Raw genomic sequence first — 16449 nt, 5'->3', positions numbered from 1 at the left:
GCGCTCAGATATGCAGCGCGCGTCCGTAGGCGCCGAGCACTGCCTCGTGCATCGTCTCGCTGATCGTCGGGTGCGGATAGACGGTGTGCATGAAGTCTTCCTCGACCAGCTCGGCGGTCTTGCCGACGGTATAGCCCTGGATCATCTCGGTGACCTCGGCGCCGACCATATGCGCGCCGAGCAGTTCGCCGGTCTTCGCGTCGAACACCGTCTTCACGAAGCCCTCGACCTCGCCCAGCGCGATCGCCTTGCCATTGCCGATGAAGGGGAAGTTGCCGACCTTGACCTCGTGCCCCGCTTCCTTCGCCTTCGCCTCGGTCAGCCCGACGCTAGCGATCTGCGGGTGGCAATAGGTGCAGCCGGGGATGTTGCGCGCATCCATCGGGTGCGGGTGGACATCCTTGTTGCCGAGCTCCTGCGCGATCGCCTCGGCGGCGATCACGCCCTCGTGGCTCGCCTTGTGCGCGAGCCACGGCGGCGCGGTGACGTCGCCGATCGCCCACAGCCCCTTCACATTGGTGCGGCAATAGGGGTCGGTGTCGATATGCCCCTTGGTGGTCTTGACGCCGAGCGTATCGAGCCCGACGCCCTCGGTATTGGGGACGATGCCGATCGCGACGATCGCATGGCTGTAATCGCCCGCCTGAACCTTGCCGTCCTTCGTCTTGATCTTCGCCGACACGCCGCTGCCGGTCGCCTTCAGTTCCTCGACGCTGGCTCCGGTAAGGATCGTCATACCCTGTTTTTTCAGCGATTTTTCGAGGAAGCTCGACACGTCGGCGTCCTCGACGGGCACGACGCGGTCGAGCATTTCGACCACGGTCACTTCGGCGCCCATATCGTTGTAGAAGCTCGCGAATTCGATCCCGATCGCGCCCGAACCGATGACGAGCAGCTTTTTCGGCATTTCGGGCGGGGTCATCGCGTGGCGATAGGTCCAGATGCGCTTGCCGTCGGCGGGGGCGAAAGGCAGGTCGCGCGCGCGCGCGCCGGTCGCGACGATGATGTGCTTCGTGGTCAGCGTTTCGCTGCCCTTTTCGCCCTTCACTTCCAGTTTCCCGGGCGCGGTGAGCTTGCCGTCGCCCATATGGACGGTGATCTTGTTCTTCTTCATCAGGTGCGTGACGCCCTGGTTGAGCTGCTTCGCGACCCCGCGGCTTCGCTTCACCACCGCCTCGAGATCGGCGCTGATGCTCGCTGCGGCAAGGCCATAATCCTTGGCGTGCTGCATATAGTGATAGATTTCGGCCGAGCGCAGCAGCGCCTTGGTCGGGATGCAGCCCCAGTTGAGGCAAATGCCTCCCAGATTCTCGCGCTCGACGATCGCGGTTTTCAGGCCCAATTGCGCCGCGCGGATCGCCGCGACATAGCCGCCGGGGCCCGAGCCGAGGACGATGAGGTCGTAAGTGTCTGCCACGATTATCTCCTTATTCGCCATCCCGGTTGCGGAGCATTCCTATCAGCTCCCAAAACACGGAACCGCCCATGGCGGCATATGCGAAAAACCATATTCGACCAGAATCTTCAGGCCACATCCAGCTGGCCGAAGCGGCAAGAAGGGCCAGCGCAAACAGCCCGATCAGCAAATGCAAAAATTGCCGAACGAAGCGCACCGCCCTTTCCCGATCAGGCCACCAGCCCCAGCGGGTTCTCCACGATCTGCTTGAACGCCTGCATCAACTGCGCGCCGTCGGCGCCGTCGATCGCGCGGTGGTCGAAGCTGCCGGTCGCCGACATGATCGTGGCGATCGACACGGCGTCGTCGACGATCCACGGGCGCTTCTCGCCCGCGCCGATCGCCATGATCATACCCTGCGGCGGGTTGATGACCGCGTCGAACTGGGTGATGCCGAACATGCCCATGTTGCTGATGCTCGCGGTGCCGCCCTGATATTCGTGCGGCTGGAGCTTGCCCTCCTTGGCGCGGGCGGCGAGTTCCTTCATCTCGGTCGAGATCTTGCTCACCGATTTCTCGTCGGCGCCGGTGATGATGGGGGTGATCAGGCCCGCGGGGACCGATACGGCGACGCTGATGTCGGCGCGGCTGTAGCTGATGAGCTGGTCGCCGGCATAGCTGACGTTGCACTTGGGCACCTGGATCAGCGCCTTGGCGAGCGCCTTGATCAGGAGGTCGTTGACGCTGAGCTTGACGCCCTGCGGCTCGAGCGCCGCGTTGAGCTCGCCGCGCAGCTTGAGCAGCTTGTCGAGCTGGATGTCGACGGTCAGGTAGATGTGCGGGATCGTCTGCTTCGCCTCGGTCAGGCGGCGCGCGATCGTCTTGCGCATGTTGCTGAGCTTGTCGGCGGTGTGCGGAATGTCGGTTTCGAACGGCTGCGCCGGCGCCGCGGTGGCGGCAGGCGCGACAGCGGTCGCGGCGGCCGGGGCCGCGGCGGCGCCCGAGGGTGCGCCTTCGAGGTCGGCCTTGACGATGCGGCCGCCGGGGCCGCTGCCGGTCAGCGCCTTCAGGTCGATGCCCTTTTCGGCGGCGATGCGCTTGGCGAGCGGGCTGGCCTTGATGCGGTCGCCCGAGGATGCGGGCGCGGGTGCCGGTGCAGGCGCCGCCGCTGGGGCGGGGGCCGGGGCCGGCGCGGGTTCGGCTTTTGCTTCGGGAGCCGGAGCAGCGGCGGGAGCCGGCGCAGGAGCCGCCTTGGCCGTGCTCGCATCCTCGCCTTCGCCCGCGATCGTCGCGATCACGGTGCCGACCTTCACATTGTCGGTGCCCTCGGGGACCAGTATCTGCGCGATCGTGCCCTCGTCGATCGCCTCAAACTCCATCGTCGCCTTGTCGGTCTCGATCTCGGCGAGCAGGTCGCCCGATTTGACCGTATCGCCTTCCTTGACCAGCCATTTGGCGAGCGTGCCCTCCTCCATCGTCGGCGAAAGGGCGGGCATTTTGAGTTCGATGGGCATCGTCGCTGTAGTTCCTGTCACTGGGGAGGCCTGCCGTTACGGCTTCTCCCTCGCCATAAGCATAAGCCGGGTCAAGGTCCAGCGGGGCGAACTTGCGTTTCATACGAATGTGACGCAGTCTCGCGCGCGAAAAAGAACAAGAGGGGTCGGGGCGATGCGGACATATCTGGTGGTGATCGACGACAGTCCGGAAGCGACGCTGGCGCTGCGCTTCGCGGCGCGGCGCGCGGCGCGCACGGGCGGCGGGGTGATGGTGCTCGCGATCGTGCCGCCGCAGGATTTTCTCGCCTTCGGCGGCGTCCAGGCGACGATCGAGGCCGAGGCGCGCGAGCAGGCCGAAGCGCTCGCCTCGGCGGCGGCCGAAGCGGTCGCGCAGGAGGCCAATGTCTCGCCGCAGATCCTCGTCAGATCGGGGAAACCCGCCGAGGTGGTGCGCGAGGTGATCGGCACGAGCGACGAGGTCGCCGCACTCGTCCTCGCCACCGCGCCGAGCGGCGCGCCGGGCCCGCTCGTCGCCTATTTCACCGGGCACGACGCGGGGACCCTGCCCTGCCCGGTGATGCTGGTGCCGGGCGGGATCGACATCGATCGGCTCGACGCGCTGAGTTGAACGCCCTTCCCCCTTGTTGGAGGAAGGATACGAAGCCTTGTCGCAAAGCGATTAGGCGCAGTTGGATGGGGGTGATGGCGCGGCCTTGCGCAGCACCCGCACCTCCTCCGCTGTGCCCCGGACTTGATCCGGGGCCCGCTGCCTCCCCCATCCAGGGCGAGGGATTCCTTTACCGCCCCGCCAGCGCCGCCGACTGGTCGACCGGCACCACCGGCAGCAGCACGCCGCTCGCCGTGTCGCCGCCCTGCAGGATCGTCACTTCCTGCTTCTTATAGTCCTCGGGTTTGGCGAGGAAGATGTTGGGGACGAAGGTCTGCGGGTTGCGGTCGTAGAGCGGAAACTGGCTCGACTGGATCTGCACCATGATGCGGTGCCCCGGCTGGAACACATGGTTCACCGTCGGCAGGCGGAATTTATACGCCTGGGTGACGCCAGAGGGGATCGCGGTCGGGTTCGAAAAGCTGTCGCGATAGCGGCCGCGGAAGATGTCCTGGCTGATCGCGAGCTGATAGCCGCCCATCTTCGGATCGGTCGCCACCTCGGCCGGATAGACGTCGATCACCTTGACGATGAAATCGACGTCCGAACCGGTGATCTGCGCGAAGATGTTCGCCATCGGCGCGCCCGACACGCGCACCGGCTCGGTCAGCACCCCGGTCTGATAGGTCAGCACGTCGGGGCGGCCGTCGACGTGGCGCTGGTCGCTGACCAGCCAGTCGCCCCAGCGCCCGTCGCCGAAGTTCACCGGGCGCGACAGATGCGGCACGGGCTTCGCCGGATCGGAGATATAGCTGGTGACGCTTGCCGCCGGTTTGCCGAAACCAAGGCTGCCCTCGGGCCCGACATAGATCGGGGTGAGCGGCGCCTGGCACCCGCTCTGGCAGGCGAGCGGCCAGGTCGTGAAGCGGTCCCAGTGATTTTTGCCGGTGTTGTAGATCGCGGCGGCGGGCAGGTTCGCGGGCGGGCCGTCCTTCAGATACTGGTTGAAGAGCGGCAGGACCATATCCTTGCGGAACTGCGCCGCGGTGTCGCCGTCCCATTCGAACGGACCGAGCGAGCGCCCTTCGCGGTTGATCTGGCTGTGACGCCACGGGCCCATGACGAGGAAATTGTTGCCCATCTTCCCTTTCGCCTTCAGCGCCTCCCAGCTCATGATCGCGCCGTACATATCCTCCTGATCCCACAGCCCCTGTTCCCACAGCGTCGGGACGTTCGAGGGGTTCGCGGCGACCAGCTTGTCGAGCGCCTGCTGCTGCCAGAACTCGTCATAGGCGACATGCTTCAACATTTTCTGCCAGAAGGGCAGCTGGTCGTAGCCGACCTTTTTCGCCCAGTCGTTCGCCGATCCGGTGCGGAAATTGTTGTAATCGTCATAGCCGCCGGTCGAGGGCACCTTGCCCTCGCCCTTGTAGCCGGTCTGGCCGCCGATCCACGCGATATTGGCGAGGCGGAAGGCGCCGTGGTGGAACCAGTCGTCGCCCATCCAGCCGTCGATCATCGGGCTCTCGGGCGCCGCGACCTTCAGCGCCGGGTGCGGATTGAGCAGCGCCATGACGACGGTGAAACCCTCGTAGGATGAGCCGATCATCCCGACGCGGCCGTTCGATTCGGGCAGGTTCTTCTTGTTCACCAGCCAGTCGATCGTGTCCCACGCATCGGTGGTGTGATCGACCTTGGTCGGATTGAGCGGGCCGACCGGCGGGCGGTTGACGATATAGTCGCCCTCCGACCCGTATTTGCCGCGGATGTCCTGATAGACGCGGATATAGCCGTCCTTCACGAAAATCTCGTCGGAGAGCGGCAGCGTCGACAGCATGCTCGGGCTGTCCTTGCGGTTCGCGCGGCCCTTGGCGTTATAGGGCGTGCGTGTCAGCACGATCGGCGCGTTCTTCGCCCCCTTGGGCACGACGATGACGGTGTAGAGTTTGGTGCCGTCGCGCATCGGGATCATCTCGACGCGCTTGTCATAGTCCGCATTCTGCTCCGGAATCACGAATTTGTCGGGGATGTCGCTGGTGACCGGCGCCGATTTCGGCGCCGCGGTCTCGACCGCGCCGGTGACCGATGCGCTGGTCAGCGCAAAGGCCGACAGAGTGACGAACAGGAACGAGCGGACCATGCGAACCCCCTTATTATCGATTTGGCAGGCGCGGACCTTGGCCCCGCGGGCGAAGCATTGCAACCTTTGGGCGTAACGATCTTGCGCAAAAAAAGACGGAGCGGCGCGCGGCCGCTCCGCCAAAAGCCGGATCGGGAAGTCAGGCGGTGGCGGCGGCACGCGGCAGCGCGGCGGCGCCCTTCGCCTCGAGCAGCGCAAACTCCAATACCACCAGCGCCTGCACCAGCGTGACCGCGATACCGAACCACGTCATCTGCCCGGCGAAGATCGCCAGCACCGCAAGGCTCGCCGCGACCCAGCCGAGATTGCCGACCGCGATCAGCTTCGTAAGCCCCCGGCTCGGCGCCCGCTGCATCGCCACGATCAGCATCGGCATGGCGGCCGCAAGGCAGATCCAGCCCGCCGCGGTCACCACGCCGGCGGGAAGTCCGAGCAGCGCCGCGACCGTCGCGGCGGCCAGAACGCAGAGCAGGAACATCGCGGTGCAGGTGACCGCGTCGAGGGTCAGGATGGTCTTGAGATTGGGATTCGGCATGGTGAAGTCTCCTTTCGAACCCGGCCCAACTGAACCCCGGAACGCGGCAAGTCGATTACGCGCGAGGTAATGGAAACCGGAACGGGTCCGGGCTAATCCGGCCGCGAAGGAGAGACGGGATGCAGGTCGCACCACTCGGCGAGCAACTTCGCGAATGGCGCACACGCCGCCGGATGAGCCAGATGGACCTCGCGCTCGAAACCGATATGTCGACGCGGCACCTGAGCTTCATCGAGACCGGCCGGTCGAGGCCGAGCGCGGCGATGCTGCAGCGCATCGCCGACCGGCTCGAGGTGCCGCACCGCGCGCGCAACGCGCTTCTCCTCGCCGCGGGCTATGCCCCCGATTATCCCGAGCGTCCGCTCGACAGCCCCGAAATGGCCGGGATGAAGGCGATCGTCGAGCATGTTCTGAAGGGGCACGAGCCCTACCCCGCGCTCGCGGTCGACCGGCATTGGAACATGGTCGCGGCGAATGACGCGATCGCGATCCTCATCGAACAGGTCGCGCCCGAACTGCTGACCCCGCCCGCCAATGTGCTGCGCATCGCGCTCCACCCCGACGGGCTCGCCCCGCAGATCGTCAATCATGGCGAGTGGCGCGCGCATATCCTGCACCGGCTCGACCTCCAGATCGAGGCGAGCGCCGACAGCGGCCTGATCGCGCTACGCGAGGAACTCGCGGGCTACGCCGCACAGGCCAACGACAATGACGCCGGCGCCGTCAGCAGCATCGCGGTGCCGTTGATCCTCGACACGATCGCCGGACGCATCTGCTTCGTCTCGACCGTGACGATCTTTGGGACACCGGTCGACATCACCTTGTCCGAGCTTGCGATCGAGGCGTTTTTTCCAGCGGATGCGGAAAGCGCGGCGTTGCTGCGGAGACTGCAGAAATTCTAGATCGCGTCATTGCGAGCGAAGCGAAGCAATCTCCAGCCATCGACCTCGATCAAGGCCGGTGCCTGGAGATTGCCGCGTCGCTTCGCTCCTCGCAATGACAGGGCTGGGTTTATCGCCGTCGTCCCTGATGCCGGATATTCCCCGGCCGCCCGCGCTTGCCGACCATATGCTTGCCCTTCCCGTCCCTCCGCGGCGGGCGTTTCGCCGGCCCGCCCTCGGGCGCGTCGGGCAGTTCGAAGCGCAGCGCGCCGCTGACCGGATTCGCCTCCATCAGCCGCAGGTCGAGCCGCTGGCCGATGCTGTAGCTCACCCGCCCATGCTCGCTGTCGAGCGTCCGCGCCGCCTCGTCATAGAAGAAGCGCTCGCTGCCCAGCGTCGACACCGGCACCAGCCCGTCGCCGCCGAGCCCGTCGACGGTCGCGAAAAAGCCGAACGGTTGCACCCCGGTGATCCGCGCCGGCACGATCTCGCCGACCTTGCCCGCCAGATAGGCGGCGACATAGCGGTCGATCGTCTCGCGCTCGGCCTCCATCGCGCGACGTTCGAGGGCGCTGATCGTCTCGCCGATGCGCGACAGCCCCTTGCGGTCGGCTTCGCCGAGCCCGGTGCGCTCGGGAAGATTTTTTGGCTTTCCAGGGACTTCGAGGCGGTAGCTGTCGACAAGTGCGCGGTGAACGATCAGGTCGGCATAGCGACGGATCGGCGAGGTGAAATGCGCGTAGGAACCGAGCGCGAGCCCGAAATGACCCGCGTTGGCGGGGCCGTAATAGGCCTGCGTCTGGCTGCGCAGGATCGCCTCCATGATCTCGGGAAGCCGGTCATCGCCCGAAAAGCCGTCGATCAGGCGGTTGAACACCGCGGGGGTGATGACCTGCCCGAGCGCGAAGCTCTGCTCGAACGTTTCGAGATAATCCTTCAAGCTGACGAGCTTCTCGCGGCTCGGCGGCTCGTGGATGCGGTACATGACGGGCGACTTTTTCGCTTCGAGCGCCTTCGCCGCGGCGACGTTCGCGGCGATCATATAATCCTCGATCAGCCGATGCGCGTCGAGCCGCTCGCGCACGCGGATTTCGGCGATGCCGCCCTTGTCGTCGAGGATCACCTGCCGCTCGGGCAGGTCGAGGTCGAGCGGCGCCCGCGCGGCGCGCGCCTTCGCGAGCAGCGCCCAGCAGCCCCAGAGATTCCGGAGCGACGGAAGAACGTCGGCATCCCATCCCTCGTCGGGCGCATCGGCATCGAAGGCCGCCTGCGCGCGCTCATAGGCGATGTTCGCGCGTAGCCGCACCAGCGCGCGGGTGAAACGCCATGACGTCACCTTGCCGTGCCGGTCGATAGTGAGATGACACGCCATCGCCGCGCGGTCCTCGCCCGCCTTCAGCGAGCAGACGCCCGCCGAGAGGGTTTCGGGCAGCATCGGAACGACGCGGTCGGGGAAATAGACGCTGTTGCCGCGCCGCCGCGCCTCGCGGTCGAGCGCGCCGTCGGCGCGCACATAATAGCTGACGTCGGCGATCGCGACGATCGCGCGCCAGCCGCCCTTGTTGCCGGGATCCTCGTCGGGAGCCGCCCAGACCGCATCGTCATGGTCGCGCGCGTCGGCGGGGTCGATCGCGACGATCGGCAGGCCGCGCAAATCTTCGCGCCCATCAGGCGTCAGCGGCAGCTTCGCCGCGCGTTCAGCCTCGGCGAGCGTCTCCTCGCCGAAGACATGCGGGATTTCATGCTTGGCGATCGCGATCATGCTCAGCGAGCGCGGCGCGAAGGGATCGCCGATCCGCTCGACCACCCGTGCCTTCGTCGCCGGGCCGCGGCCCGACAGTTCGGCGCGGACGAGGTCGCCGATGTCGGCATCGCCCATGTCAGAAACGGCGAAATCGAAGCGCGCACGCTTGTCGGCGGGGCGCAGCCAAGTGATCGGCTTGCCGCCGGGGCCGGTGTCGGCGACGAGGACGCCGATGATCGTCTCCCCGCCCGCCTGCAGCCGCTTCATCGGGTGCGCGACATGGCCGCTGCCGCGCTCTTCGGTGCGCGCGAGGATGCGGTCGCCGAGGCCCAGGGCGCTGCGCCGGCCTTTTTCCATGACGCGAAGGCGCGGCGGCGGGGCCGATCCTTCCCAGCGTTCGGGCACCGCCCAGACGGTATCGCCCTCGACCGCCGCGACGCGCAGCACGGTGACGCGCGGCAGGCCGCCATGCTTGTGGAAGGCGCGGCCCGGAGCCAGGTCGACGAGCCCCTCGTCGGTCATGTCCTTGAGCAGCGCCTTCAGCGCGATCTTGTCGGCGCCGCGCAGCGCGAAATGCTTGGCGATTTCGCGCTTGCCGACCGCCGACGAACTGTCTTCGATGAAGCGGAGGACCTGCTCGCGGCTCGGGAGGCCTGCGGGGATCGGCTTGTCGGCTTTGCGCGCGGGTTTCTTGGATGAAGGCATCGCGCCGCAATAGGGGCAAATGCCCGATTAGGCGAGAGCGCGCCGCAGGAAGACCGTATCGGGCACCGGCGTATCGTAATAGGGCGCCATCGGCGCAAATCCTTCGGCCAGATAAAGCGCCTGCGCCGCGCCCATCGTCGCCAACGTGTCGAGCCGCATTTCATGATAGCCGAGCGCCGTGGCGTCGGCGACCAACCGGCGCACGAGCCTTCGGCCAAGGCCCAATCCGCGTCCCGCCGGGGCGACGAACAGCCGCTTCATCTCGCAAGCCCCCGGCTCTGCGAGCGGGCGGCAGGCGACGCAGCCAAGCGCCGTGCCGTCGCCGCCGCGCGCGAGCAGCAGCAACCCGTGCGGGGGCGCATAGGCCCCCGGCAGCGCGGCGAGCTCGCCCGCGAAACCCTGATAATCGAGGTCGATGTCGAGCGAAGCGGCATAGTCGGCGAACAGGCCCGCGACCGCCGCGACATCCGCCTCCGCCAGCGCCCGGGTGATGAGGACGCCGTCGGCCACGTCGCCTGAACTCAGTAGGTCCGCCCGATCAGCACGCGCTCGACCGCCGGCTCGCCGGTGAAGAAGCAGGCGCCGTCGACGGGCGCGCCGTCCAGCGGGGTGTTGCGCATCGTCAGCTTGAGCGTCTTCAGCCGCTCGACAATTCCGTCGAGCACCGCGCCGGTCGGGCGCGACCATTGCACCTCGACCCAGCCGACGAATTTGTCGTCGCCCGAGAAATGCGCAGCCAGATCCGTGACATCGCGGCGGATATTGCCATCGAGCCTCGCCTTGGCCTCGGCATGGAGGCTGGCCTGGATGTCTTCGAGCATCGCCACCGCGCCCGCGACGAACTCGCCTTTCGCGACGAACGCGGTGTCGAGCTTGCCGCTCTCCTGATAAAGCCGATCGCGGCGGATCACCGCGACATTGCCGCCCGCGACGTCGCGCGGGCCGATCTCGACGATGATCGGAGCGCCTTTCTTGACCCAGCCCCAGCGCTTGGTCTGCGCCTTGTTGGCGGTTGCGTCGAGCAGCACGCGCACCGGTTCGCGGAACGCATCGAGCGCCTTCAGTTCGGCTTCGAGGCTGCGGCAATAGTCGAGGATCGCGGCGTCCTCGTCATTGTCGCGCAGCATCGGGACGATGACGATCTGGTGCGGCGCGATGCGCGGCGGGCAGCGCAGCCCGTCGTCGTCGCCATGCGTCATGATGACGCCGCCGATCATCCGGGTCGAGGTGCCCCAGCTCGTCGTGTGACAAAGGCTGTGACCGCCCTCCCTGTCCTGATAGCGGATGCCCGCCGCCTCGGCGAAGCCGGTGCCGAGATAGTGCGAGGTGCCGGCCTGGAGCGCCTTGCCGTCCTGCATCATCGCCTCGATCGAATAGGTAGCGACGGCGCCCGGAAAACGCTCATGCTCGGGCTTCTCGCCCGCGATCACCGGCATGGCGAGCACATCCTCGGCGAAGGCGCGGTACATTTCGAGCGCGCGCAGCGTCTCCGCCATCGCGTCGTCCTTGTCGGCGTGCGCGGTATGGCCCTCCTGCCACAGGAATTCGCTGGTGCGCAGGAACATGCGCGTCCGCATTTCCCAGCGCACGACATTGGCCCACTGGTTGACCTTCAGCGGCAGGTCGCGCCAGCTCTGCACCCAGCGGCTCATCGCCGATCCGATCACCGTTTCCGAGGTCGGACGGACGATCAGCGGCTCCTCCAGCTTCGCCTCGGGATCGGGAACGAGCTTGCCCTTGCCGTCGGCGATCAGCCGGTGGTGCGTGACGACCGCCATTTCCTTTGCGAAACCATCGACATGGTCGGCTTCCTTTTCAAAGAAGCTCAAGGGGATGAAGAGCGGGAAATAGGCGTTCTGGACCCCCGCGTCCTTGATCGCGGCGTCCATCACCGTCTGGATGCGTTCCCAAATGCCATAGCCCCACGGCTTGATGACCATGCAGCCGCGCACGCCCGATTCCTCGGCGAGGTCGGCTTCGGCAATGACATCCTGATACCAGGCCGCGAAGTCGGCCTGACGGGTTACGCTGAGCGCATGCTTGATCATCTGTCCTATTTCTGTGCTGGGGGGCGGGAGAGGGCCCCGGATTATTTCTTTTTGGCGAGTTCGGCCTTGAGCGCGGCGATCTCGTCCTTCAGCGCGGCGATTTCAGCATCCTTCGCCTTGCCGCCCGCGGCACCTGGCATGAAGGCGCCCGCCGCCTGGCTGAAGATCTCGAAATTGCGGCGCGTCAATTCGGCGAGCGGGTTCGCGCCGAGCGCGCCTTCGAACGCCGCGCGGACCTCCTGCTGGTTCTTGCGGAACGCCGCCATCGACGCTTCGAGATATTGCGGCACCGCCGACTGCATCTTGTCGCCGTAAAGGCCGATCAGGTGGCGCAGGAAATTGACGGGGAGCAGCGTCTCGCCGCGCGTTTCGGTGTCCATGATGATCTGGGTCAGGACATTGTGGGTGATGTCCTCGCCACTCTTGGCATCGACGACGCGGAAATCGCGGCCGTCGCGCACCATCGCGCCGAGGTCGTCGAGCGTGATGTAGCAGCTGCGCTCGGTATCATAGAGGCGCCGGTTGGCGTATTTCTTGATGGTGACGACATCGCCGTCCGCTGCCGTCTTTGCCTTCGCCATGCTGACCCGCGCTCCTTGATTGCCTGCCGTCGCATTAGCACCAAATTATGATGCGTCGCAACATGGCGCGCGCCGCCGTCCCGCTATGGTTCACGGCTTGTTGACCATTAAGCGATAGTTTCCGCCCGCCGCCGACCGATCCCCCGCGGCACGGAGTTTCACATGACCAAGACGCGCCTTCTTCTGAGCGCCGCCCTTTTCGCGCTGACCGCTAGCGCCGCGCAGGCGCAGGACGCCCCGCCCTGCCCCGCCGACGACGCCGCGTGCGACGCCGATGCGATCATCGTCACCGGATCGCGCATCGCGCGCCCGCGCTTCGAGACGGTCGAGCCGGCGCTGGTCGTCTCCTCTGACGCGATCGAGATGCGCGGCTTCGATTCGCTCGGCCAGGCGCTCAAGGAGCAGCCCGCTTTCGGCACCCCCGGCGCCACGCCGATCGGCGAGCAATCGCCGCTGGCCCAGGGGCAGAGCTTCGTCAATTTCCTTGGTCTCGGCTCGCAGCGCACCCTCACCCTCGTCGACGGCCGCCGCTTCGTGTCGTCGAACACCGCCTCGATCTTCGGCCCGACGGGTGCGGGGAGCCAGGTCGACCTCAACATCATCCCGACAAAGCTGGTCGACCGCGTCGAAACGATCGCGGTGGGCGGCGCACCGATCTATGGCGCCGACGCGATCGCGGGCACCGTGAACATTGTCCTCAAGCGCGACTTCGACGGGTTCGAGATCGACGGCCAGGCGGGCGTGTCGAGCCGCGGCGACGCCGCGAGCCAGCGCGTCCGCGCGCTCGCGGGCCACAATTTCGCCGATGGCCGCGGCAACATCACCGTCGCAGGCGAATATAGCCGCGCCGCCGGGCTGACCGGCGCCGACCGCGCCTTTTTCGCGCAGGGCGGCTTCTTCGGCAACGCCAGCGATCCCGCTTCGCCCTTTCTGCAGGAGCTTTATGGCGACCGCCGCCTGCCCGCGGTGTCCGAGGCCGGCATCCCGCTCGTCGGCGACGGCATCCCGCTGAGCGTCGAACAGCAGGTCGCGACCTTCGGCTTTCCGGGATTCCACTTCGGGGTCAGCGACGCGAACGGCAGCCAGCTCCGCTTCGACGGCAATGGCGGGCTGACCGCGATCGATTTCGGCCGCTATGCCGGCGCACCCGGCACCTTCGGGGTCGATTTCGAGGGCGGCAACGGCTTCAGCGCGGCGCCCTCGACCAACCTGCTTGCTTCGACGCGGGGCTATAGCGGCGTCGCGCTCGCGCGCTACGACCTGTCCGACACGGTGCGCCTGTTCGGCGAAGCCTGGTATGCAAACAGCAAGGGCCGCAATCTGCGCAGCCAGCCGGTGTTCAACACCGGCCTCGCCGGGCCGGGGGGATCGCCCGACGGCAATATCGTCGTCAGCATCGACAACCCCTATCTGTCGCCCGAGGCGCGCGCAGCGATCGTCGCCGCGATCAACGCCAACCCGCTCTCCGATCAGAATTTGGGCGGCTTTCCGCAAAATTATTTCTACCTCGCCCGCGCCAACAGCGATCTCACCACCGGTGAATCGACCGGCGAGGTCGAGGTGATGCGCTTCGTCGCGGGCCTGTCGGGGGCGTTCGACTTCGCCGCGGGGCGCTGGGACTGGGAGGTCGCGGGCAATGTCGGCCGCTCGAAAACGACGAGCCGCTCGCGCGAACTGGTGCAGCAGAATTTCCTCAACGCGGTCGATGCGGTTCGCGACGGCAATGATATCGTCTGCCGTCCCGGCGCGGTGAATGCGCCGATCGCAACGGTGAGCGCGGCCTGCGCGCCGCTCGACCTCTTCGGCACCGGGCGCAGTTCGCAGGCGGCGCTCGACTATGTCACCGCGATCGCGACGCCGGTGTCGCTCAACAAGCAGAAGCAGGTCACCGCATCCCTGACCGGCCCGCTCTTCGTGCTGCCCGGCGGTGATTTTGCGGTCGCCTTCGGTTACGAGCATCGCGCCGAATCGCAGGATTTCGACCCCGGCGCCTTCTTCCATGGCGCCGACGACCCCGATCCGCTGACCGACGCCAATGGCGACGGCGATCCGGCGAACGACCGCATCGGCTACGGCCGCGCGACGCCGGTGCTGCCGGTCTATGGCAAGTTCGATACCAGCGAATTTTCGGCCGAGTTCTTCGCGCCGATCCTTTCGCCCGCGAGCGGCGCGCCGATCGACCTGCTCGAGGTCAAGGGTGCGGCGCGCTACGTCGACCACAGCCTCGCCGGCGGCGACTGGACATGGACGCTAGGCGGGCGGCTGGGGATCGTCCCCGATCTGGTCGTGCGCGGCAATTTCACCCGCGCGATCCGCGCACCCGCGATCACCGAGATGTTCAATCCGTCGAGCAGCTATTTCGGCTTCGCCACCGACCCGTGCGATGCCGCGAACCGCGGCAACGGCCCCGACCCCGCGACGCGCCAGGCGAATTGCGCCGCCGACGGCCTGCCCGCCAATTTCCAGTCGCTGTCGAACAGCCGCACCTTCGCGCAAGCGATCGAAGGCAACCCTGACCTCGCCAACGAAAAGGCGAACAGCTGGACGATCGGACTTGTCCTCGAACCGCGCTTCGCGCCGCGGCTGCGCGCGAGCGTCGATTATGTCGACATCCACCTGAAGGACGCGATCAGCAACGGCGGCGCGAGCAGCATCGTCGCCAACTGCTACGATTCGTCCGATTTCGCAAACGCGGCCGACTGCGCGCGTTTCACGCGCGGCCCCGATGGGCAGCTCAGTTTCGTCGAGGTGCAATATCTGAACCTCGCCGACCAGCGCTACAAGGGCTATCTCGCGGCGCTCGACTATCGCCTGCCGCTCGGCGGCGGCGCGCACTCGGTCGGGCTCAACCTTTCCTATCAATATATCGACGAGCTCAGCACGCTCGCCGACGCCGCGTCGCAGCGGGTGCGGCTCGACGGGATGATAGGCTATGCGAAGCATCAGGCGCTGGCGACGCTCGATTACAGCACCGCCGGTTTCGGCCTGTTCGCGCAGGTCAACTATATCGGCAAGGCGCGGATCAACCCGCAGGCCGCGGCGAATTTCTACCCCGACGGGCTCGACCGGGTCCCGGCGATCGCGTTCGTCAACCTCGGCGCCAGCGTCCGCGTCGACGATCGCTTCATGCTGCGCTTCGCGGTCGACAATGTCTTCGACCGCCAGCCGCCCTATCCCTATCCCGCGACGGGCGGCACCACGACCTATTTCAACGGCGTGCTCGGCCGCTACGCGCGGCTGGGGGCGAGCGCGAGCTTCTAGATCCAATAACGTTCGAAACGCGCGCCGAGGCCGGTGAGCAGCTCATATTGCGACAGGCCGCTGCGCGCGGCGGCCATGGGCAGGTCATAGTCGAGCGTCAGCCAGTCGCCCTCGGCGAGCCCCGGCGCGCCGCTCGCGTCGAAGGCGATCAGGTCCATCGACACGCGCCCGATCAGCGGCAACGCACGGCCCTCCCATGTCGCGCCGCCAGCGCCGGCGTGGCAGCGCAGATAGCCGTCGGCATAGCCCATGTTGGCGACCGCGACGCGGGTGTCGCGCTGCGCCGTCCAGGTCGCGCCGTAACCGACCGCTTCGCCCGCCGGAACGTCGCGAATCTGCAGCACCCGCGCCTCGGGAAAGGCGACCTGGCGGATAGGCCCTCCGGCCTCGGCGCGCGGAATCCCGCCGTAGAGCGCGAGGCCGGGGCGCGTCAGGTCGAAGCCATAGTCGGGACCGAGGCAGATGCCCGCGCTGTTCGCGAGGCTATAGCGCCGGGCGGGGACGGCATCGCGGATCGCCGCGAACGCTGCGAGTTGTTGCGCGCTCTGCGGACTCTCCTCGTCCGCCGAGGCAAGGTGGCTCAGCAGCGTTTCGATGACGAGCCCGTCGAGCGCGCCGTCCAGCGCCTCCTCGGCGCGCAGGCCGAGCCGGTTCATCCCCGTGTCGACCATCACGTCGCACGGCCGCCCCTCCCCGCCCGCACGCCAGCGCGCGACCTGTTCGACGCTGATCAGCACCGGGCGCACGGGCAAGGTGCGCGCGGCAAGCATGTCCGCCTCGCCGACCCCGTGGAACACCGACAGCGAGACGCCCGCCGGTAGCGGCATCAGCGCCGCCGCCTCGGCCCAGGTCGCGACGAAGAAAAAGCGGCAGCCCGCGGCCGCCAGCCGATGCATCACCGCGCGCGCGCCGAGCCCATAGCCATCGGCCTTGATCGCCGCCCCGGCCTCCGCACCGCCCGCTAGCGCAAGCCAGCGCCAGTTGTGGATCAGCGCAGCGGAATCGAGGCGAAGGCGGAGGGGGGAAGCGATGTCGATCATGGCCCGCACCTAGCC

Annotated in this window: 12 protein-coding genes; 3 read left to right on the top strand and 9 right to left on the bottom strand. The window is 67.1% G+C overall.

Annotation, left to right across the window (positions count from 1 at the left end):
• Positions 1-4 precede the first annotated feature (4 nt).
• Both lpdA and ACOTSS_RS08410 read right to left on the bottom strand, forming a co-directional pair.
• Positions 5-1417, bottom strand: coding sequence for a dihydrolipoyl dehydrogenase (gene lpdA, locus ACOTSS_RS08415; protein ID WP_448691044.1), 1413 nt, complete (start codon positions 1415-1417; stop codon positions 5-7).
• 209 nt (positions 1418-1626) lie between these two features.
• Positions 1627-2910, bottom strand: a complete 1284-nt coding sequence (locus ACOTSS_RS08410; RefSeq protein ID WP_448691043.1) for a pyruvate dehydrogenase complex dihydrolipoamide acetyltransferase — start codon at positions 2908-2910, stop codon at positions 1627-1629.
• Between the two features lie 154 nt (positions 2911-3064).
• Here ACOTSS_RS08410 and ACOTSS_RS08405 point away from each other — a divergent pair, with 154 nt between their 5' ends.
• Positions 3065-3520, top strand: a complete 456-nt coding sequence (locus ACOTSS_RS08405) for a universal stress protein (RefSeq protein WP_448691042.1) — start codon at positions 3065-3067, stop codon at positions 3518-3520.
• Between the two features lie 169 nt (positions 3521-3689).
• Here ACOTSS_RS08405 and ACOTSS_RS08400 read toward each other — a convergent pair whose 3' ends face one another.
• Together ACOTSS_RS08400 and ACOTSS_RS08395 are read right to left on the bottom strand one after the other, a co-directional pair.
• Positions 3690-5639 (bottom strand): CocE/NonD family hydrolase, encoded by a 1950-nt coding sequence (locus ACOTSS_RS08400; RefSeq protein ID WP_448691041.1) that lies wholly within the window; start codon positions 5637-5639, stop codon positions 3690-3692.
• A 139-nt stretch (positions 5640-5778) separates the two neighbouring features.
• A complete protein-coding gene (locus ACOTSS_RS08395) occupies positions 5779-6174 on the bottom strand; it encodes a hypothetical protein (protein ID WP_448691040.1) in 396 nt (131 codons plus the stop codon).
• 119 nt (positions 6175-6293) lie between these two features.
• Here ACOTSS_RS08395 and ACOTSS_RS08390 point away from each other — a divergent pair, with 119 nt between their 5' ends.
• Positions 6294-7076 (top strand): helix-turn-helix domain-containing protein, encoded by a 783-nt coding sequence (locus tag ACOTSS_RS08390; protein WP_448691039.1) that lies wholly within the window; start codon positions 6294-6296, stop codon positions 7074-7076.
• A 109-nt stretch (positions 7077-7185) separates the two neighbouring features.
• Here the strand turns inward: ACOTSS_RS08390 and ACOTSS_RS08385 are convergent, their stop codons facing one another.
• Genes ACOTSS_RS08385 through phaR form a run of 4 tightly spaced genes read right to left on the bottom strand, consistent with a single transcriptional unit; the run spans position 7186 to position 12133 of the window.
• On the bottom strand, positions 7186-9504 hold the full coding sequence (locus ACOTSS_RS08385) for a ribonuclease R family protein (protein WP_448691038.1): 2319 nt from the start codon (positions 9502-9504) through the stop codon (positions 7186-7188).
• 27 nt (positions 9505-9531) lie between these two features.
• On the bottom strand, positions 9532-10014 hold the full coding sequence (locus tag ACOTSS_RS08380) for a GNAT family N-acetyltransferase (RefSeq protein ID WP_448691037.1): 483 nt from the start codon (positions 10012-10014) through the stop codon (positions 9532-9534).
• Positions 10015-10025: 11 nt separating this feature from the next.
• Positions 10026-11552, bottom strand: coding sequence for an aminoacyl--tRNA ligase-related protein (locus ACOTSS_RS08375; protein ID WP_448691036.1), 1527 nt, complete (start codon positions 11550-11552; stop codon positions 10026-10028).
• 41 nt (positions 11553-11593) lie between these two features.
• Positions 11594-12133 (bottom strand): polyhydroxyalkanoate synthesis repressor PhaR, encoded by a 540-nt coding sequence (phaR, locus tag ACOTSS_RS08370; RefSeq protein ID WP_448691035.1) that lies wholly within the window; start codon positions 12131-12133, stop codon positions 11594-11596.
• 162 nt (positions 12134-12295) lie between these two features.
• Here phaR and ACOTSS_RS08365 point away from each other — a divergent pair, with 162 nt between their 5' ends.
• Positions 12296-15394: a TonB-dependent receptor domain-containing protein gene (locus ACOTSS_RS08365; RefSeq protein ID WP_448691034.1), complete on the top strand. Its 3099-nt coding sequence runs from the start codon at positions 12296-12298 to the stop codon at positions 15392-15394.
• On the opposite strand, the gene alr is transcribed toward ACOTSS_RS08365, so the two are convergent.
• Positions 15391-16434 carry an alanine racemase gene (alr, locus tag ACOTSS_RS08360; protein WP_448691033.1) on the bottom strand — a complete coding sequence of 348 codons (1044 nt, stop codon included), beginning with the start codon at positions 16432-16434 and terminating at the stop codon, positions 15391-15393. The genes ACOTSS_RS08365 and alr overlap by 4 nt on opposite strands.
• Positions 16435-16449 lie beyond the last annotated feature (15 nt).

This window comes from Sphingopyxis sp. NJF-3 (assembly GCF_053514865.1).
Note: the sequence above shows the minus strand (reverse complement) of the source record. Positions and strands in the feature narration are given on the sequence as shown.